The organism is Streptomyces sp. NPDC088097 (assembly GCF_044741845.1).
In the GTDB taxonomy this organism is placed as follows: domain Bacteria; phylum Actinomycetota; class Actinomycetes; order Streptomycetales; family Streptomycetaceae; genus Streptomyces.
On the sequence record NZ_JBIUTJ010000014.1, the window covers coordinates 130,227 to 147,657 of the forward strand.

General features: G+C 73.1%; 18 protein-coding genes. 3 read left to right on the forward strand and 15 right to left on the reverse strand.

From position 1 onward, the window contains the following. Positions 1 to 10 precede the first annotated feature (10 nt). The 4 genes from ACIOD1_RS29045 to ACIOD1_RS29060 form a co-directional block, all read right to left on the reverse strand. A complete protein-coding gene (locus tag ACIOD1_RS29045; RefSeq protein WP_401905582.1) occupies positions 11 to 694 on the reverse strand; it encodes a lysophospholipid acyltransferase family protein in 684 nt (227 codons plus the stop codon). Then, complete coding sequence (gene cmk / locus ACIOD1_RS29050; RefSeq protein ID WP_365623470.1) at positions 655 to 1,356, reverse strand: (d)CMP kinase; 702 nt, start codon at positions 1,354 to 1,356, stop codon at positions 655 to 657. Before cmk ends, ACIOD1_RS29045 begins: the two co-directional genes overlap by 40 nt. A gap of 172 nt (positions 1,357 to 1,528) precedes the next feature. Then, entirely contained in the window at positions 1,529 to 2,617 is a 1,089-nt protein-coding gene (locus tag ACIOD1_RS29055) for a prephenate dehydrogenase (protein WP_365623472.1), read from the reverse strand. A 134-nt stretch (positions 2,618 to 2,751) separates the two neighbouring features. Further along, positions 2,752 to 3,201, reverse strand: a complete 450-nt coding sequence (locus tag ACIOD1_RS29060) for a YidB family protein (protein ID WP_365623474.1) — start codon at positions 3,199 to 3,201, stop codon at positions 2,752 to 2,754. A gap of 150 nt (positions 3,202 to 3,351) precedes the next feature. On the opposite strand from ACIOD1_RS29060, the gene ACIOD1_RS29065 reads away from it, so the two are divergent. The 3 genes from ACIOD1_RS29065 (at position 3,352) to ACIOD1_RS29075 (ending at position 4,985) form a co-directional block, all read left to right on the forward strand. Then, positions 3,352 to 3,693, forward strand: a complete 342-nt coding sequence (locus ACIOD1_RS29065; RefSeq protein ID WP_365623476.1) for a DUF952 domain-containing protein — start codon at positions 3,352 to 3,354, stop codon at positions 3,691 to 3,693. 82 nt (positions 3,694 to 3,775) lie between these two features. Continuing rightward, on the forward strand, positions 3,776 to 4,276 hold the full coding sequence (locus ACIOD1_RS29070; protein WP_401905586.1) for a Rieske (2Fe-2S) protein: 501 nt from the start codon (positions 3,776 to 3,778) through the stop codon (positions 4,274 to 4,276). A 28-nt stretch (positions 4,277 to 4,304) separates the two neighbouring features. Further along, on the forward strand, positions 4,305 to 4,985 hold the full coding sequence (locus ACIOD1_RS29075; RefSeq protein WP_401905589.1) for a DNA polymerase beta superfamily protein: 681 nt from the start codon (positions 4,305 to 4,307) through the stop codon (positions 4,983 to 4,985). Positions 4,986 to 5,025: 40 nt separating this feature from the next. Here the strand turns inward: ACIOD1_RS29075 and ACIOD1_RS29080 are convergent, their stop codons facing one another. The 11 genes from ACIOD1_RS29080 to ACIOD1_RS29130 all read right to left on the reverse strand — a co-directional run bounded on the left by ACIOD1_RS29080 (position 5,026) and on the right by ACIOD1_RS29130 (position 17,355). Further along, positions 5,026 to 6,045: an ADP-ribosylglycohydrolase family protein gene (locus ACIOD1_RS29080; RefSeq protein WP_365623482.1), complete on the reverse strand. Its 1,020-nt coding sequence runs from the start codon at positions 6,043 to 6,045 to the stop codon at positions 5,026 to 5,028. Next, the gene (locus ACIOD1_RS29085) at positions 6,042 to 6,842 is read right to left on the reverse strand and encodes an NUDIX hydrolase (RefSeq protein WP_401905592.1); all 801 of its coding nucleotides are present in this window, start codon (positions 6,840 to 6,842) and stop codon (positions 6,042 to 6,044) included. Before ACIOD1_RS29085 ends, ACIOD1_RS29080 begins: the two co-directional genes overlap by 4 nt. Continuing rightward, on the reverse strand, positions 6,839 to 7,936 hold the full coding sequence (locus tag ACIOD1_RS29090) for an AAA family ATPase (RefSeq protein ID WP_365623486.1): 1,098 nt from the start codon (positions 7,934 to 7,936) through the stop codon (positions 6,839 to 6,841). Before ACIOD1_RS29090 ends, ACIOD1_RS29085 begins: the two co-directional genes overlap by 4 nt. Further along, positions 7,933 to 8,541: a nicotinamide riboside transporter PnuC gene (gene pnuC / locus ACIOD1_RS29095; protein WP_365623488.1), complete on the reverse strand. Its 609-nt coding sequence runs from the start codon at positions 8,539 to 8,541 to the stop codon at positions 7,933 to 7,935. The genes ACIOD1_RS29090 and pnuC overlap by 4 nt, the downstream gene beginning before the upstream one ends. A 146-nt stretch (positions 8,542 to 8,687) precedes the next feature. Continuing rightward, positions 8,688 to 10,280 carry a pseudouridine synthase gene (locus ACIOD1_RS29100; protein ID WP_401905595.1) on the reverse strand — a complete coding sequence of 531 codons (1,593 nt, stop codon included), beginning with the start codon at positions 10,278 to 10,280 and terminating at the stop codon, positions 8,688 to 8,690. Then, positions 10,280 to 10,903: an SMC-Scp complex subunit ScpB gene (scpB, locus tag ACIOD1_RS29105; protein ID WP_365623491.1), complete on the reverse strand. Its 624-nt coding sequence runs from the start codon at positions 10,901 to 10,903 to the stop codon at positions 10,280 to 10,282. The genes ACIOD1_RS29100 and scpB overlap by 1 nt, the downstream gene beginning before the upstream one ends. Beyond that, positions 10,900 to 11,922 (reverse strand): segregation/condensation protein A, encoded by a 1,023-nt coding sequence (locus tag ACIOD1_RS29110; protein WP_365623493.1) that lies wholly within the window; start codon positions 11,920 to 11,922, stop codon positions 10,900 to 10,902. The genes scpB and ACIOD1_RS29110 overlap by 4 nt, the downstream gene beginning before the upstream one ends. A 171-nt stretch (positions 11,923 to 12,093) precedes the next feature. After that, the gene (locus ACIOD1_RS29115; RefSeq protein WP_365623495.1) at positions 12,094 to 12,594 is read right to left on the reverse strand and encodes a hypothetical protein; all 501 of its coding nucleotides are present in this window, start codon (positions 12,592 to 12,594) and stop codon (positions 12,094 to 12,096) included. After that, a complete protein-coding gene (locus ACIOD1_RS29120; RefSeq protein ID WP_267090049.1) occupies positions 12,579 to 13,616 on the reverse strand; it encodes a ParA family protein in 1,038 nt (345 codons plus the stop codon). Before ACIOD1_RS29120 ends, ACIOD1_RS29115 begins: the two co-directional genes overlap by 16 nt. A gap of 458 nt (positions 13,617 to 14,074) precedes the next feature. Next, the gene (gene ald / locus ACIOD1_RS29125; RefSeq protein WP_365623497.1) at positions 14,075 to 15,190 is read right to left on the reverse strand and encodes an alanine dehydrogenase; all 1,116 of its coding nucleotides are present in this window, start codon (positions 15,188 to 15,190) and stop codon (positions 14,075 to 14,077) included. A 152-nt stretch (positions 15,191 to 15,342) separates the two neighbouring features. After that, positions 15,343 to 17,355, reverse strand: coding sequence for a tetratricopeptide repeat protein (locus tag ACIOD1_RS29130; protein ID WP_401905635.1), 2,013 nt, complete (start codon positions 17,353 to 17,355; stop codon positions 15,343 to 15,345). Positions 17,356 to 17,431 lie beyond the last annotated feature (76 nt).

A 17,431-nucleotide genomic window follows, 5' to 3' on the forward strand; every position in this document is an offset into this window, starting at 1 on the left:
CAAGTCTCGCTCAGCGGCCGGTGAGGCGCTTGGCGTCGGTCAGGTGTGCGGTCAGGCGGTCCTGGATGCGTACGGTCGCCTCGTCCAGCGCGGTGCGCGTACGGCGGCCCGTGCCGTCCCCGGCCTCGAAGGCGGAGCCGAAGACGACGTCGACCCGGCCGCGCAGCGGCGGCAGGCCCTTGACGAGCCGCCCCTTGGCTTCGGTGCTGCCGAGGACCGCGACGGGCACCACGGGGGCGCCGCTGCGGACGGCGAAGTACGCCAGGCCCGCGCGCAGCGAGGCGAAGTCTCCCTCGCCCCGGCTGCCCTCGGGGAAGATCCCGAGCGCCCCGCCCTGGCCCAACACCCCGAGGGCGCGGGTGACGGCGGTGCGATCCGTGCCCGACCGGTCCACCTTCACCTGGCCGATCCGGTGCAGGAAGGGGCCGAGGGGGCCGACGTACGCTTCCTTCTTGATCAGGAAGTGCAGCGGTCGCGGGGAAGTGCCCATGACCATGGGGCCGTCTATGTTGTGCGCGTGGTTCACCGCCAGGATGACGGGGCCGGTGGCGGGGACCTTCCAGGCGCCGAGCACGCGGGGCTTCCACAGCCCGTACATGAGCCCGATGCCGATGCGCCTGCCGACCGCCGCCCCCTTGAGGGAGGGCGTTTCGCTCATCCGGTGCGCCGCTCTTCCACCAGGGTCACGACGCATTCGATGACCTGGTCGAGGGTGAGTTCGGTGGTGTCCACCTCGACGGCGTCGCCGGCCTTGGCGAGCGGGGACGTCTTGCGGCCGGAGTCGGCCGCGTCCCGCTTGATCAGGGCCGCCTTGGTGGCCGCGAGGTCCGCGACCTCCTTGCCGCGCAGCTCTCCGCTGCGTCGGGCGGCGCGCGCCTCGGGGGAAGCCGTCAGGAAGACCTTCAGGTCGGCGTCGGGCAGGACGGTGGTGCCGATGTCCCGGCCCTCGACGACGATGCCCTCGGCCTCGTCGGCCGCCGAGGCCGCGATGGAGCGCTGCAACTCGGTGATCAGGGCGCGCACCTCGGGGACGGCGCTGACGGCGCTGACCTTGGAGGTGACCTCCTGGGTGCGGATGGGGCCGGAGGCGTCCAGGCCGTCCACGGTGATGGTGGGGGCGGTCGGGTCGGTGCCGGAGACTATCGCGGGCTTGCCCGCGGCCAGCGCGATGGCCTGCGGGTCGTCGGTGTCGACGCCGTTGGTGATCATCCACCAGGTGATGGCCCGGTACTGGGCGCCGGTGTCCAGGTAGCGCAGCCCGAGCTTGGCGGCCACGGCCTTGGAGGTGCTGGACTTGCCCGTGCCGGAGGGACCGTCGATGGCGACGATCACGGCGGACGGAGCTGCGGTTTCCACGGTGCGGGCACCTTCCTGGTTGCGCGTACGTGTCCGGGCGCGCAAAAAGCGCCCCTCCCCAGGTTACCGGCCCGGGGAACCCGCCCGCTCCGCCGCCGTCCGCACCCCCGTCCGGGACGCCGGCGGGCCCCGGTCCGCCCCCGCTCGGCGGCGGGCGCGGGCCCCGGTCCGCCTACGGCCGGCGCAGGGCCCAGCCGCGTTCGCGCAGGTCGGCGGTGAGATCCGCCACGGCCCTCGGCTCCACCATGAGCTGTACGAGGCCGGCCTGCTGACCGGTGGCGTGCTCGATCCGGACGTCCTCGATGTTGACCCCGGCCCGACCGGCGTCGGCGAAGATGCGCGCCAGCTCGCCCGGCCGGTCGCTGATGAACACCCCGACCGTCTCGTAGGCGATGGGGGCCGCGCCGTGCTTGCCGGGGACCCTGACGCGGCCCGCGTTGCCGCGTCGCAGCACGTCCTCGATGCCCTCGGCGCCGCCCCGGCGCTTGGCCTCGTCGGCGGACTGGAGGCCGCGCAGGGCCTCGACGGTCTCCGCAAGGTCGGCGGCGATGCCGGCGAGGACGTCGGCGACCGGGCCGGGGTTGGCGGAGAGGATCTCCACCCACATCCGGGGGTCGGAGGCCGCGATCCGGGTCACGTCACGGATGCCCTGCCCGCACAGCCGCACGGCCGTCTCGTCGGCCTCCTCCAGGCGCGCCGCGACCATGCTGGAGACCAGCTGCGGGGTGTGGGAGACCAGCGCCACCGCCCGGTCGTGTGCGTCGGCGTCCATCACCACGGGGACCGCCCGGCAGAGCGCGACCAGCTCCAGGGCCAGGTTCAGCACCTCGTGGTCGGTGTCCCGGGCGGGGGTGAGGACCCACGGGCGGCCCTCGAAGAGGTCGGCGGTGGCGGCCAGCGGCCCCGAGCGCTCCTTGCCGGCCATGGGGTGCGTGCCGATGTACGCGCCCACGTCCACGCCCATGGCCTCCAGCTCCCGGCGGGGCCCGCCCTTGACACTGGCGACGTCCACGTAGGCGCGGGCCGTCCCGCGCGCCATCGCGTCGGCGAGGGCCGCGGCGACGTGGGCCGGGGGCACGGCGATGATCGCCAGGTCCACCTGGTTCTCGGGGGCCTCGTCGATGCCCGCGCCCAGGGCGGCCGCCGTACGGGCCTGCGCCTGGTCGTGGTCGACGAGGTGGACGGTGATCCCCCGGGCGGTCAGGGCGAGCGCCGCGGAGGTGCCGATCAGTCCGGTTCCGATGACGACGGCGGTTCTCACAGGGGCTCCAGGTGATCGCGTAAGGGGCGGTGCCGCCTCAGGGTAACCACCCGCGTACGGAACGGGGGCCCGGTGACCGCCCCGTGGGACGGTCACCGGGCCCGGGCCGCTGCGCGGCCCTTCCGACGCCCGTTCTAGAGGTTCTGCTGCTTGATGATGTCCTCCAGCGAACCGGACGGCAGCGAGCCGGTCGGGGTGAGCTTGTCGACGGCCTGGGGCAGCGCGTGCGCGATCTGGTCCGCGGCCTGCTCGGGGCTGACGCCCGCCTGCTGGGCGGCCTTCTGGAGGGCCTCGTCCGGCAGCGCCTCGGCGATCTGCGCCCCGCTGACGGCCTGGTTCTCGCCGGTGCCGACCCAGGACTTCGCCTGGTCGGCGAGGCCGGACTTGGTCAGCATGTCCATCAGACCGCCGAGGGGGTTGCTCCCTCCGCCTCCGGCGGCCTGGGCGCCGCCGGCGGCACCGCCGCCCGTGAGGGCGCCGAGCAGTGCGCCGAGGATGTTGCCCCCGCCGCCACCGGCGCTGCCGCCCTGCCCGCCGCCACCGAGGAGTCCGCCGAGCAGGGAGCCGAGGTCGTTACCCGCCATGGTGATGCCTTTCGAAGAGGGACCGGGCGGCACACACAGCGGTGCACCCGGCTTCGAGACACGGACAATGTCGCCCATAACGGGTCGCGTCGCCACTTGATGCAGGGCCGCGCACCCGGCCTCGGGGCGGGTTGCGGTAGAACCTCCCGCATGATCTTCCACATCGTCCCGCTCGCCGACTGGAGCGCCGCGCCCGCGATCCCGTACGCCCCCGCCTCCCTGGAGTCCGAGGGCTTCGTCCACTGTTCGGCGGACCGTCCGACCGTGCTCGCCATCGCCGACGCCCACTACCGGAGCGTGCCCGGCACCCTGTTGGCCGTGGAGCTGGACGAGACCGCCCTCGTTCCGGAGGTCAGCCGGGACGAGGCGTCCGGCGGCCGCTACCCGCACGTGCACGGGCCGTTGAACCGGGAAGCCGTGCGGCGCGTGTGGGAGGTCGTACGCACCCCCGGCGGGCCGACGGACCTGACCCCTTGGCCGCCGGGGGCATGAACCGGTGTGGCGTGCTTCTCCTGGAGCCCGCCACGCGCCAGGATGCTGCACGCCATCCGGGCCCAGCCAGCGAGGAGCCACCATGACCGAGTCGAGCCGTACCGACGAAGCACCCCGACACACCGCCCGCCGCCGGGTGCTGACGGTGGGAGCCGTCGCCCTGGCGGGCGGCACGCTCGCGGCCTGCGGAGGCGGCGGTGACGGCGCCGCGAAGACCACCCCCGAGCAGCCCGCCGACTCCCCCACCCCGGAGTCCTCCGCCGGCTCGGCGGCCCAGTCGCCGGCGACCGGCGGCAAGGCCCTGGTCAAGTCCTCGGAGGTGCCGGTCGGCGGCGGCAAGGTCCTCAAGGACCAGAAGCTCGTGGTGACGCAGCCCACGGCCGGATCCTTCCGCTGCTTCACCGCGGTCTGCCCGCACCAGGGGTGCCTGGTCAACAAGGTCGCCGACGGCACCATCGACTGCCCCTGCCACGGCAGCGAGTTCCAGGTCACCGACGGTGCGGTCGTCAAGGGTCCGGCCACCACCGGCCTCGCCGAGAAGAAGATCGCCGTGGCTCCCGACGGCGCCATCTCGCTCGCCTGAACGAGGGCCCGCCGCCTACCCTCCCCCCATGGACGACCTCACCCTGGTACGGGACCACACCATCTACGCCTGCGTGATGGGCTCCCGCGCCTTCGGCCTGGCGACGGAGGCGAGCGACACCGACCGGCGCGGTGTCTACCTCGCCCCGACGCCGCTGTTCTGGCGGTTCGACAAGCCGCCCGCGCACGTCGAGGGCCCCAGGGATGAGGAGTTCTCCTGGGAGCTGGAGCGCTTCTGCGAGCTGGCCCTGCGCGCCAACCCGAACGTCCTGGAGTGCCTGCACTCCCCGCTGGTGGAACGGGCCACCCCGCTCGGCGAGGAACTCCTCTCGCTGCGCGGCGCGTTCCTCTCCCGCCGGGCGCACACCTCCTTCAGCCGGTACGCGGCCTCCCAGCACGGCAAGCTCCTCGCGGACGTCCGCGTGCACGGCGCCCCGCGCTGGAAGCACGCCATGCACCTGCTGCGGCTGCTCGGCTCCGGCCGGGACCTGCTGCGCACGGGCCGTCTGACGATCGACGCGGGCCCGGACCGCGAGCGGCTCCTCGCGGTGCGCCGGGGCGAGCTGACCTGGGACGAGGTGAACGCCTGGATGGCCCGGCTCACGGAGCAGGCCGAAGCCGCCCTCTCCACCACCTCCCTCCCCGAGGACCCCGACCGCGCCCGCGTCGAGGACTTCCTCCTCAGGGCCCGGCGCACCTCGGCCCGTTAGCGCCCGGGTCCCGGTCCGGGGTCATCGCGCCGAGCACGGTTCACACGTCCCAGAGGGCCCCGAAGGCGAGGAGTTCCTCGCGGTACTCGATGCGGCCCTCCCAGTCGCGGGGCCAGACCTCGGCGCCGAGGTGGGCTCCGGCGAAGGCCCCGGCCAGGCAGGCGATCGAGTCGGAGTCCCCGGAGGTGCAGGCGGCCCGGCGCAGGGCGAGGAGGGGCTCGTCGGGGAAGAGCAGGAAGCAGAGCAGGCCGGTGGCCAGGGCCTCCTCGGCGATCCAGCCCTCGCCCGTGGCCAGGCAGGGGTCGGTCTCCGGAGAGGGGTCGCGCAGGGCGGCTGCGAGCCGGTCCAGGACGCCGAGGCACTCGTCCCAGCCCCGGGCCATGAAGCTTTCGGGGGTGGCGTCGGAGGCGGTGCGCTGCCAGAGGTCGCCGAGCCAGCGCTCGTGGTAGCGGGTGCGGTTCTCCAGGGCGTACGAGCGCAGTTGTCCGACCAGGCCCGTCACCTCGGTGCCCCGCGCGAGGAGGTGCACGGCCCGCGCCGTCAGGTCGGAGGCGGCCAGCGCGGTGGGGTGGCCGTGGGTGAGGGCGGACTGGAGCTGGGCGGCGCCGGCCCGCTCCTCGTCGGTCCAGCCCGGGACGAGCCCCACGGGCGCCACCCGCATGTTGGCCCCGCAGCCCTTGGAGCCGATCTGGCTGGCGTCGCGCCAGTCCCGCTCGGGTTCGTTCAGGAGCGAGCAGGCCCGCAGGCAGGTGCGGCCGGGGGCCCGGTTGTTCTCCGGGGAGTGGTACCAGTCGACGAACTCCTCGCGGACCGGGCGGGCCAGGCGCAGCGGGCCGACCCGGCCGCGCTCGGCGGCCGTGCGCATCCCGCGGGCCAAGGCCAGCGTCATCTGGGTGTCGTCGGTGACGATCGCCGGGCGCGGCAGCCCCATCTTCCGCCAGGGGCCGGTCTTGGCGAGGATCGACGGGACGTCGTTGAACTCGGTGGGGAAGCCGAGGGCGTCGCCCAGGGCCAGGCCGATCAGGGATCCGGTCGCCGCGCGCTTGGCGGTCGTGGTCATCGGGTGCTTCCTTCCGTGGAGCGGGCTTCCGTGGGCCCGACTTCCGTCGGGCGGGCTTCCGTCGGGCGGGCTTCCGTCGGGCGGAGCAGGGGCGGGTGCAGGGCGCCGGCCGGGCCGGCGCGGTAGAGGGCGGCGGGTTTGCCCCGGCCGCCGGTCAGTCGGGCGGCTCCGGGGACGGCCTCGACGAAGCCGGGGGTGGCGAGCACCTTGCGGCGGAAGTTGGGGCGGTCCAGGGCGGTGTCCCAGACGGTCTCGTAGACGGCCCGCAGCTCCCCGAGGGTGAACTCGGCCGGGCAGAAGGCGGTGGCCAGGCAGCTGTACTCCAGCTTCGCGCCGACCCGTTCCCGGGCGTCCGCGAGGATCACGGCGTGGTCGAAGGCCAGCGGCGCGGCCTCCCCGACCGGGACCCACCGGGCCCGGTCGGCGTCCCCGCCGCCGTCCCGGGCCGGTTCGGGCATGTCGGGGACGAGCGCGGTGAAGGCCACGGACACCACCCGCATCCGGGGGTCGCGGTCCGGTTCGCTGTAGGTGCGCAGTTGCTCCAGGTGCAGGGCGTCGACCAGCTCCGCCGGCAGGCCCGTCTCCTCGGCCAGCTCGCGGCGGGCCGCCGTCTCGGCGGACTCGCGGGGCAGCACGAAGCCGCCGGGCAGCGCCCAGGCGCCGACGTACGGGTCCTGTCCGCGCCGGATCAGCAGGACGTGCAGGGCGCCCGCGCGCACGGTGAGGACGGCGAGGTCGACGGTCACGGCGAACGGCTCGAAGGCGTACGGGTCGTAGCCCCGCGGCGCCCGGCTCACCGTCGCTCCGGGAGCGGGTCGGCGAACCGCCACCCCTCGGCGAGCAGGCCGTCGACGGCGGCGACCGCGGTCTCCAACCGGGTGCGCCGGTCCCCCGCGAGTACCAGGAAGCGCCGCCCGGTGCGCGTCAGTTCCTCGCGGAAGCGGCCCGTCATCCAGGGTCTGAGGTGCGGTCCGTCACGCAGTCCGTCGTCCTCGAAGGGGACGTCGGCGTCGTCGGTCAGCAGGTAGAGGTCCCGCCGGGTCAGCTCGGCGATCTTCTCGACCTCCCGGTTGCGCCCGCCCAGGTACCGCTCGTGCCAGATGCCGGTGGCGAAGGAGTCGGTGTCGCAGATCAGCACCGGCGAGCCCAGCCGGGCCGCCGACTCCTCCGCCGCGTCCTGCCGGCGGGCGATCACCGGGAACTCCCGCGAGGTGAAGGCGACGTCGCCCCAGCCGGCCGACGGATCGGCCGCCCGGGCCGCCGCGAGCTTCTCCTCGCTGTACTCCCGCCCGTACTCGGCGACCCAGCCCGTCTTCGCCCAGACGCCGCCGCGCCGCCGGTAGTGCGCGGCCAGGTCCCGCGAGAGGGTGGTGGTGCCGGTGGACTCGGCGCCCAGTACGACGACCCGCCGGGCGAGCGCGGCCCGTACGGCGGGGCCCAGGAACTCCCAGCAGGCGACCGGGTCCTCGCGCACGGCCGTCCCCGAGACCGGGAACAGGGTGCGGGCGGGGTCCACCCGGACCTCCTCGGCGTCGAAGCGGCGCGCGAGTTCGGCGCCGTACTCCTCGGAGGTGAAGACGGCGTCCACGCGGTGCCCGACGGCCCCCCGGAAGATCGCCATGTGGGCCTCCCAGACCGCCGGGTCGTGGAGATCCACGGGGATGTCGTCCACGGCCCCGACCACCTCGGCCCCGGGGTGCGCCTCGCGCATCCACGCGACCCGGTCGGCGAGCGGCACCGACTCCACGGACGCGGCGCACACCAGGACCGTCAGCCGCTCGCACTGGTCCTGGGCGGTGCGCACGAGGTGGTGGTGTCCGGCGTGCGGCGGATAGAACTTGCCCAGCACCAGCCCGTGGCCGTACCGCGCGCCGTCCCCAGCCCGGCTCACGCCGCCGCTCCCACGACCGTACGGGCGCCCGCGGCCGGCAGCGCGCGCCGCCAGCCGACGAGCCCGGCCACGCACAGGGCGAGGAAGCCGACGTAGAGCAGCGAGGTCAGGTACAGGCCCTTGTAGGCGTAGAGCGGGATGTAGACGAGGTCTGCGGCGATCCACAGCCACCAGGACTCCAGGAGCTTGCGGCACTGCCCGTAGGTGGCCATCAGCGAGAGTCCCGTGGTCAGCGCGTCCCAGAAGGGCACGGTGGAGTCGCTGACCGCGCCGAGCAGCAGGGTCAGCGCGGCGGTCCCCACCGCCCCCGCCACGAGCAGCCAGGTCCATTCGGTGCGCGTGGTGCGGCGCACCGGCAGGTCCCCGGTGGTTCCTGGTCCACCCCCGTGGGCCCAGGTCCACCACCCGTACGCGGCGAGGGCGATGAAGACGATCTGCAGGCCGGCGTCGGCGTACAGGCCGGCCTGGGTGAACAGCACGATGAAGAAGACGTTGTTGGCGATGCCCACCGGCCAGTTCGCGATGTGCCGGCGCGCCACGAGCCAGACGCACACGGCGCCCGTCACGAACCCGACGATCTCGGTCCAGCTCGTGGTCCACCCCATGACGCCCCGCCCTCTCCACTGTCTTAATGGTCAGAGTGACTATAAACAGCGGAGCGGGTCGGGGGCAAGGGAGAAGCCCGCGGCGCCGTGGGCGCCGCGGGCTTCTCGGGTGGAGATCCGCGAGGGGGCTCGCGGGGTGCTGAGGGTTACAGACCGACCTCGCGCATGAGCATGCCGACCTCGGTGTTGGTCAGGCGGCGCAGCCAGCCCGACTTCTGGTCGCCCAGCTCGATCGGACCGAAGGAGGTCCGTACGAGCTTCTCGACCGGGAAGCCGGCCTCGGCCAGCATCCGACGGACGATGTGCTTGCGGCCCTCGTGGAGGGTCACCTCGACCAGGTAGTTCTTGCCGAGCTGGTCGACGACGCGGAAGTGGTCGGCGCGGGCGTACCCGTCCTCCAGCTCGATGCCGTCCTTGAGGCGCTTGCCGATGTCGCGCGGCAGCGGGCCGGTGATGGCGGCGACGTAGGTCTTCTTCACGCCGTACTTCGGGTGCGTGAGGCGGTGGGCCAGCTCACCGTGGTTGGTGAGGAGGATGATGCCCTCGGTCTCGGTGTCGAGCCGGCCGACGTGGAAGAGACGCGTCTCACGGTTGGTGACGTAGTCGCCCAGGCACTGGCGGCCGTCCGGGTCCTCCATGGTGGAGACGACGCCGGCCGGCTTGTTCAGCGCGAAGAACAGGTGCGACTGGGTGGCGACGGTCAGACCGTCGACCTTGATCTCGTCCGACGGCTGGACGCGCTTGCCCTGCTCCAGCACGATCTGGCCGTTGACCTCGACGCGGGACTGCTCGATGAGCTCCTCGCACGCGCGGCGCGAGCCCATGCCGGCACGGGCCAGCACCTTCTGCAGGCGCTCGCCCTCCTCCTCGGCACCCGGGAAGGTCTTCGGGGTCTTGATCACGGGCTTGTCGGCGTACCGGTCGCGCACGCGCTCCTCGATGCGCGCCTCCAGCTCGCGCGGCTTGGACTGGCCGCTGCGGCTGCCGGGGCCGATGCGGGGGCCGCCCGCGCCGCCGATGCCGGGGGTCCTGGAGGTCTTGGGGCCGCCCTTGGCACCACCACGGGCCGCCGCGCCGCGCGCGCCGCCACCGCGGTTGCCGTCGGCCGCGCCGCGGGCACCGCCGCCGCCCGCCTTGGCTCCGCCGCGACCGTTGCGCTCGCCCTCGGCGCCCACGTCGTAGCGACGCTCCTCGGGTCGGGGGTTGCGGATGCGGGGCGCGGGCTCGCGGTCACGGTCGGAGCCGCCACCCTGGTAGCCGCCGCCGGAGCTGCCACCGCGAGAGCCACCGCCCTGGTAGCCGCCGCCGGAGCTGCCACCACGGGAGCCACCGGAGCCGCCACCCTGGTAACCGCCACCGGAGCTGCCACCACGAGAGCCGCCCGAGCCGCCACCCTGGTAGCCGCCGCCCGAGCTGCCACCACGAGAGCCGCCGGAGCCGCCACCCTGGTAGCCACCGCCCGAGCTGCCACCACGAGAGCCGCCACCCTGGTAACCGCCGCCCGAGCCGCCACCCTGGTAACCGCCACCGGAGCTGCCACCACGAGAGCCGCCGGAGCCGCCACCCTGGTAGCCACCGCCGGAGCTGCCACTGCGGGAGCCACCACCGCTGCCGGAGCTGCCGCCGCGGTAGCCACCGCTGCCGCCGGAGCTGCCGCCGCGGGCGTTACCACGCCCGCCGCCACCGCCGCCACCGCTGTTCCTGTTGCCGCCACCGTTGCCGTTACCGCTGCTTCGCATCAAAGTTCCGTCGTCTTGTCGTCTTCATCGGTATCCGGAGAGTCCGGATCGAACGACGGAACACCCTCTTGCGTCTCGGCTTCGATCGCGTCCGCCTCGGGGAGGAAGGGCGCGAGCTCCGGGAGCTCGTCCAGGCCGCGCAGGCCCATCCGCTCCAGAAAGTAGTTCGTCGTCCTGTACAGGATCGCACCTGTTTCGGGTTCCGTCCCCGCCTCGGTCACCAGACCCCGCTGGAGGAGGGTCCGCATGACCCCGTCGCAGTTGACGCCACGGACCGCCGAGACCCGTGAGCGACCGACCGGCTGGCGGTACGCGACGACCGCGAGGGTCTCCAGGGCCGCCTGGGTGAGACGGGCGTGCCGGCCGTCCAGGACGAAGGCCTCGACGGCCTTCGCGTACTCGGGCCGGGTGTAGTAGCGCCAGCCCCCGGCTACCGCCCGCAATTCGAATCCGCGCCGCTGGACCGCGTACTCGTCGGCCAGCGCGGCGAGCGCCCCGGCGATCTCGCGCGGGGTGCGTTCCAGCACCTTGGCGAGGTGGTCCACCGTCGCGGGCTCGTCCACGACCATCAGGACGGCCTCCAGGGCGCCCTTCAGCTCCGGCTCCGGCGCCTGCGTCGTCATTCCCGTACCTCCACGACCTGGTCGAACTCGTCCGTGACCCCCGGCATCCCGTCCCCGTCCCCGCCGGTCCACCGCACCGTCAGCGTGAGCAGCGCGTCCTCCTGGTCGAGGTGCACCGCCTTCTCCCGGTAGAGCTCCAGGAGGGCCAGGAACCGCGCGACGACGGTGAGGGTGTCCGGGGCGTCCTCGGTCAGCTCCTCGAAGGTGGCCTCCCCCCGGGTCTTGAGCACGCGTACGACGAGCGCCGCCTGCTCCCGCACGCTGACGAGCGGGGCGTGGATGTGGTCCACGTACACCTGCGGCGCGGCCCTGGGCCGCATCGCGCGCACCGCGAGGCGCGCGAAGCCCTCGGCGCCGATGGAGATGACGACGTCGGGCAGCAAAGCGGCGTGGTGGGGCTCCAGCCCGACGGTCCGGGGGTAGCGCCGGCCCTCGTCCTCGGAGCGGTGCTCGAAGATCGCCGCGATCTGTTTGTACGCCCGGTACTGGAGGAGTCGGGCGAAGAGCAGGTCCCGCGCTTCCAGGAGGGCGAGGTCGGCCTCGTCCTCCACCTCGGCGGAGGGCAGCAGCCGGGCGGCCTTGAGGTCGAGGAGGGTGGCGGCGACCACCAGGAACTCGGTGGTCTGGTCGAGGTCCCAGTCGGGGCCCATCGCACGGATGTGCGCCATGAACTCGTCGGTGACCTTGGACAGGGCGACCTCGGTCACGTCGAGCTTGTGCCGGGAGATCAGCTGGAGCAGCAGGTCGAAGGGGCCCTCGAAGTTCGCCAACTTCAGGGTGAACCGCCCGTCGCCCCCGCCCTCCGCGGCCGGCCGCGCACCGGGCTCCTCGCCCTCCGCGGGCTGCGGACGCCCCTCGCGGGCCCCTGAGGGGCCGTGTGGGGGCTCCGGGGGCGTCGCGGCCTCTCCCCCGGGTCCGACCGGTCCGCGCCCCTCAGGGGGCGCCTCGACGGTTCCCGGGCCACGACCCAGGCCGCGGCGGACCCTGCGGGGGGAGACGGCGTCGTCGTTCGGGGGCATCGGGGTCCAGGGTGGTGCGGAGAGGGGCCGGGTGGCCACGAGCAGCCTAGCCAGACCCCGCGCCCACGGTCGGGAGGGGCGCGTGCGGCCTCACCGGCTCCGGGCGCACCCCGACGTCCACGACCCCGGGGCCCGTGCGACACCGACACCGGCACCGCTCGCCGCGAGCGGTCAGCGTCCGCGCAGTCGGCGTACGAGGATGCTCGCGTCCCCGCGGGACTCCAGGTCCGCGAGGACCACCGCGACCGCCTCGCGGACGATGCGCCCGCGGTCGACCGCGAGCCCGTGCTCCCCGCGGAGCACCAGCCGGGCGTGCTCCAGGTCCATCAGCTCCTCGGCGGAGACGTAGACCGTGATCTTCTCGTCGTGCCGCTCGCGCCCGCTCGGCCGGCGGTTCGCGCCGCGGCCCTGGCCCTTGCCCGCCGGCCGGGGCGATGACGCCCCGGCGGCGGTGACAGAACCTTCCTGCGGCCTGCGCTGCGGTCCCACCCCGGGGTCCCCGGCCTCCCGGCCGCGTCCTCCCGTCGTGCCGTCCGCCGGGGCCGCCCCGTGCTCCGCCGCGCCGGTCGGCGCCTCTTCGGCGCCCCGCCGGGGCGAGGACGACTGCAGGGCCGTGCCCCCGGTCGTACGGAACAGTTCGTCGGCTCCGGGCAGACTCACTCGGCGGGACACCGGGCGAGCACCTCCCTGGCCAGCTGACGGTAGGCGGCGGCGCCCACGGAGTTGGACGCGTACGTGGTGATCGGCTCGCCGGCGACCGTGGTCTCCGGGAACCGCACCGTACGGCCGATGACCGTGTGGTAGACGTGGTCGTCGAAGGCCTCGACCACGCGCGCCAGCACCTCGCGGCTGTGCACCGTGCGGGAGTCGTACATCGTGGCGAGGATGCCGTCGAGCTCCAACTCGGGGTTGAGCCGCTCCTGGACCTTCTCGATCGTCTCGGTCAGCAGCGCCACACCACGCAGTGCGAAGAACTCGCACTCCAGCGGGACGATGACCTTGTGAGCCGCCGTCAGGGCGTTCACGGTCAGCAGACCGAGCGAGGGCTGACAGTCGATCACGATGTAGTCATAGTCGGCCATCAGGGGCTTGAGCGCACGCTGGAGCGTGGACTCGCGCGCGACCTCGCTGACGAGTTGGACCTCGGCGGCGGACAGGTCGATGTTGCTCGGCAGCAGGTCCATGTTGGGGACCGCCGTCTTGAGCAGCACCTCGTCCGCCGACATCCCCCGCTCCATGAGCAGGTTGTAGACCGTCAGGTCGAGTTCCATCGGGTTCACGCCGAGGCCCACGGACAGCGCGCCCTGCGGGTCGAAGTCGACGAGCAGCACGCGGCGCCCGTACTCGGCGAGGGCGGCACCCAGGTTGATGGTCGACGTGGTCTTGCCCACGCCGCCCTTCTGGTTGCACATCGCGATGATCTTCGCCGGCCCGTGGTCGGTCAGCGGACCGGGGATCGGGAAGTACGGGAGCGGGCGTCCGGTCGGGCCGATCCGCTCGCGACGCTGGCGTGCCGCGTCGGGGGCGAGAGTGGCCGCGTACTCGGGGTCCGGTTCGTACTCCGCGTCCGGGTCGTAGAAGTGCCCTTCGGGCACGTTGTCGTAGTCGGCGAAACCAGTGGGCTTTTCGCCGCTCAGGTCGCCGGCCCTGGAGTTCACGTCTAGGCCGTCCATGCTCTTTTGGGGCGTCGTCATGTGCTGGTGGTTTGCGAAGGTGCGGACTGCGACGGAGCCGACAGCTTCCAGCCCCGTAGACCCCTGGCCCCGCTCAGGCGTCCCCGCTCGACCACCCCCAGGAGCAAATGTCGACTCATTCACAAGTCGTCTTACCTCCTCGGACGCGGCCAGGACACTTATCGATAGGTCAGCGTTGCACCATGCCGACGGTTGGCGACTCTATGGCGTGTCACCGCCCAGCGGCAACACAATCCGCCGGACCCGACGCGTTGTGTCGGCAACCGAACACCACTCTGTCAAGGGCGTGCGAGCTGTCACTGCGAAGTTTCGCGGGTGTGCGAAAGGGTTAAAGGGTTACGTTCGAGGCGAGTTGAGCGGACTTCGCGAAGCCCCCGCAAACGCCTCCGGCCGGACCTCGCGAGCAAGGTCCGGCCGGATACGTGAGATTGACGTCAATCGTTGACGAAGGCGTCGACTCAGCCGAGCAGGGTGCTCAGCTCAAGGGTCTCCATGCCGTGCGCATCGGCGACCGGGCCGTAAACGACCTTGCCGTCATGGGTGTTGAGACCCAGCGCGAGCGCCGGGTCGCGACGCAGCGCCTCGGCCCAGCCGAGGTTCGCGAGCTGCACGATGTAGGGCAGCGTGGCGTTGGTCAGCGCGTAGGTGGAGGTGTTCGGCACCGCGCCGGGCATGTTGGCGACGCAGTAGAAGACCGAGTTGTGGACCATGAAGGTCGGCTCGGCGTGGGTGGTCGCGCGGGAGTCCTCGAAGCAGCCGCCCTGGTCGATCGCAATGTCGACAAGGACACTTCCGGGCTTCATCTTGGCGACGAGCTCGTTGGTGACCAGCTTCGGGGCCTTCGCACCCGGGATCAGCACCGCACCGATGACGAGGTCGGCCTCGACGACGGCCTTCTCCAGCTCGTAGGCGTTGGAGACGATCGTCTTGATCTTCGTGCCGAAGATCTTGTCGGCCTCGCGGAGCTTGTTGATGTCGCGGTCGAGCAGGGTCACGTGGAAGCCCATGCCGATGGCGATCTGCGCCGCGTTCCAGCCGGAGACGCCGCCGCCGATGACCACGCACTCGCCGGCGTGGGTGCCGGGCACGCCGCCGGGGAGCACGCCGCGGCCGCCGGCCGAGCGCATCAGGTGGTAGGCGCCGACCTGCGGGGCCAGCCGGCCCGCGACCTCGGACATCGGGGCCAGCAGCGGCAGCTGCCGGTTCGCGGTCTCGACCGTCTCGTACGCGATGGCGGTGGTGCCGGACTCCAGGAGCGCGTCCGTGCACTCGCGGGAGGCGGCGAGGTGCAGGTACGTGAAGAGCGTCTGGTCCTTGCGGAGGCGGTGGTACTCCTCGGCGATGGGCTCCTTGACCTTCAGCAGCAGGTCGGCGGTGGCCCAGACCTCGTCGGCGGTGCCGAGGATCTCCGCGCCGGCCGCGACGTACTCGGCGTCGGTGATCGAGGAACCCACACCGGCGTTCTGCTCGATGAAGACCTGGTGACCGCCACGGACCAGCTCATGCACGCCGGCGGGCGTGATGGCGACCCGGAACTCGTTGTTCTTGACCTCGCGGGGGATGCCGACCTTCATCGTCGATCACGGTCCTTGGCTCAGGGGATATTACGGGCTACTTCCATACATACCCGCCCACAAGAACGCGCAACGGGATGCACCACGGGATGCCGCGGTGAACCCAGTCTAATGAAGGATGAGTCGCTGTCTAGCCTTGCAAACGAATAATCTTAGTCGGAAGCACTGCGGATTTCGCAGGCTGCGGGGTCGTCTCCCAGCAATCTGTCGGCTGCGGAGCGGTGCAGTCTGGCAGCCGCGGGATCTCCCAGGCGGTCCAGCGTGTCGGCCAGCCGCACCTGCAACGCCGCCTGAAGTCGCTGGTCCCCGACCCGGCGGGCCAACTCGATCGCCTCACGGCAGGTGTGCAGGGATTCCTCGGGACGTCCGGCGTACTCCTGGACCCGGGCCATCTCGCTCAACGCCTTTGCCTGGCCCGGCACATCGGCCAGCCGCCGGTAGCCCGCGGCGGCGGCGCGCCAGTTGCGCAGGGCGTCCCCGTAGCGGCCCGCGTAGGTGTGCACGTTGCCCAGGCGTCCGTACAGCCTGGCCTCGTCCAGCCGCTCCCCGCGCGCGAGAGCCTGGGACAGGGCGCGACCGAACCAGTCGGAGGCCCGCGGCCAGTCCGCCAACTCCTGGTAGGCACCACCTACGGATTCCATCGCGCGGCCCGTCGCGTACGGGTCCTTCGCGGCCTTTCCCGCGACCAGAGCGGCCCGGTAGCGACCCAAAGCCTCCTGGGTGCGGCCGGTCTCGGCGTCCAGATCGGCCAGGTTCAGCAGCGCGGCGGCCTGCTCGCGGTGCAGCTCGCGCCGCTCGGCCACGTCCAGGACGAGGCGGTGCAGCCCGTAGAGCTCGGGGGCGGCGGCCTCGGTGCCGCGGTGCTCGGCCAGGGCCCTGACCAGGGCGGAGACCAGCCGGCGGGCCAGGGTGTCCAGCCCGCCGTCGGCCACGGCCACGGAGGCGGCGGCGGACAGCGCGGGCAGCCGCGTGTCCAGCCAGGTCGCGGCGGCGCGGCGGTCGGGGAAGCGCAGGGCGCGCGGGAGTCCGTCCAGGCGCTCGCGCAGCAGGTCCTCGTCCCCCTCGGCCATGGCCCGGCAGGAGGTGAGCAGCCGGACGGTGCGCTCCAGCATCCGGGCCCGCGCCAGCTGGACCTCGGCGGGCCGTTCCTTGGTCTCCAGCAGGGCCTGGATCAGCGGGGCGAGGCAGCCGGGCAATAGGAACAGTCCGTCGGGGGCGTGCCGGACGAGGCCGAGCCCGGAGAAGTCCTCCAGGGTGGACTGGGCGGCGGCCACCGAGCAGCCCGCGAGGGCCGAGGCGGTGTGCGAGTCGAGGATCCCGGCCGGCGCGAGGGGCAACAGCCGCAGGGTGCGCTGGGCGGGCTGCGGGAGGGACTCGTAGACGAGTCGGAAGGCGCGGGCCAGCGGGCCGCTGGTGCTCGGGGGCATGTCGTGGAGTTGCTTGGCCACGTCGGCGACGGCGGCCTTGGGGTGGGCGGCGAGCCAGCCCGCGACCAGGGCCAGGGCGGCGGGCTGTCCCCCGCACTCCTCGGCGATCTTCTCGGCGGCGCGCGGGTCCACCGTGACCCGGGTGTCCCCGATGATGCCGCCGATCAGTTCGACGGCGGAGGGGGTGTCCAGTCCGCCCAGGGTGCAGGGGCGGACGTCCGGGATCCCGGTGAGGGGCCCCTCGGCGGTGACCACGACCAGGCACTCGGGGGTGTCCGGCAGCAGGGCGTCGACCTGGTGCGGGTCGGCCGCGTCGTCGACGAGCAGGATCACCCGCCGGCCATCGAGCGCCTCCCGCAGGGCGGCGCTGAGGTCGTCCTCGCCGGCTCCGGGCGGGGTGAGGCGCCCGAGGCCCTCCAGGAGGGTGCGTACGGCACGCTCCGTGGCGACGACCTCACCGCCCGGGGTGGTGAGGCGGACCCGGAGCAGTCCGTCGGGGTACTGGGGGGCGACCTCGCGGACGAACGCCTCCGCCAGCGCGGTCCGGCCGGAACCGGGCCGCCCGGCGATCAACAGCACCCGTGCGCGGGGCGCCTTGGCCTTGCGGCCCGAGAGGGTGTCGAGCCCGGTCCGTGCGATGTCCTCGCGCAGCTCCTTGAGCTCACGCCGCCGCCCGACGAAATCCGCCACGGATCCGCTCCTCTCCCTGCCATCGGGTTGCGAGCGTAGTTCACGCAGAGCGACGACCCGGGTGGAGCGCGGCGGGTAGATCCCCCGATCGGATCAGCGGATGGTCACACCGGACCTCAAAACC

What these genes read in the sequence shown, in the direction of transcription:
- ACIOD1_RS29060 (WP_365623474.1), bottom strand. Translation starts at nt 3,201, where the DNA reads ATGGCGGGTAACGACCTCGGCTCCCTGCTCGGCGGACTCCTCGGTGGC.
- ACIOD1_RS29120 (WP_267090049.1), bottom strand. Translation starts at nt 13,616, where the DNA reads ATGACGACGCCCCAAAAGAGCATGGACGGCCTAGACGTGAACTCCAGG.
- ACIOD1_RS29075 (WP_401905589.1), top strand. Translation starts at nt 4,305, where the DNA reads ATGGACGACCTCACCCTGGTACGGGACCACACCATCTACGCCTGCGTG.
- ald (WP_365623497.1), bottom strand. Translation starts at nt 15,190, where the DNA reads ATGAAGGTCGGCATCCCCCGCGAGGTCAAGAACAACGAGTTCCGGGTC.
- ACIOD1_RS29100 (WP_401905595.1), bottom strand. Translation starts at nt 10,280, where the DNA reads ATGCGAAGCAGCGGTAACGGCAACGGTGGCGGCAACAGGAACAGCGGT.
- ACIOD1_RS29080 (WP_365623482.1), bottom strand. Translation starts at nt 6,045, where the DNA reads ATGACCACGACCGCCAAGCGCGCGGCGACCGGATCCCTGATCGGCCTG.
- ACIOD1_RS29065 (WP_365623476.1), top strand. Translation starts at nt 3,352, where the DNA reads ATGATCTTCCACATCGTCCCGCTCGCCGACTGGAGCGCCGCGCCCGCG.
- ACIOD1_RS29070 (WP_401905586.1), top strand. Translation starts at nt 3,776, where the DNA reads ATGACCGAGTCGAGCCGTACCGACGAAGCACCCCGACACACCGCCCGC.
- pnuC (WP_365623488.1), bottom strand. Translation starts at nt 8,541, where the DNA reads ATGGGGTGGACCACGAGCTGGACCGAGATCGTCGGGTTCGTGACGGGC.
- ACIOD1_RS29045 (WP_401905582.1), bottom strand. Translation starts at nt 694, where the DNA reads ATGCGTCGTGACCCTGGTGGAAGAGCGGCGCACCGGATGAGCGAAACG.
- ACIOD1_RS29110 (WP_365623493.1), bottom strand. Translation starts at nt 11,922, where the DNA reads ATGCCCCCGAACGACGACGCCGTCTCCCCCCGCAGGGTCCGCCGCGGC.
- scpB (WP_365623491.1), bottom strand. Translation starts at nt 10,903, where the DNA reads ATGACGACGCAGGCGCCGGAGCCGGAGCTGAAGGGCGCCCTGGAGGCC.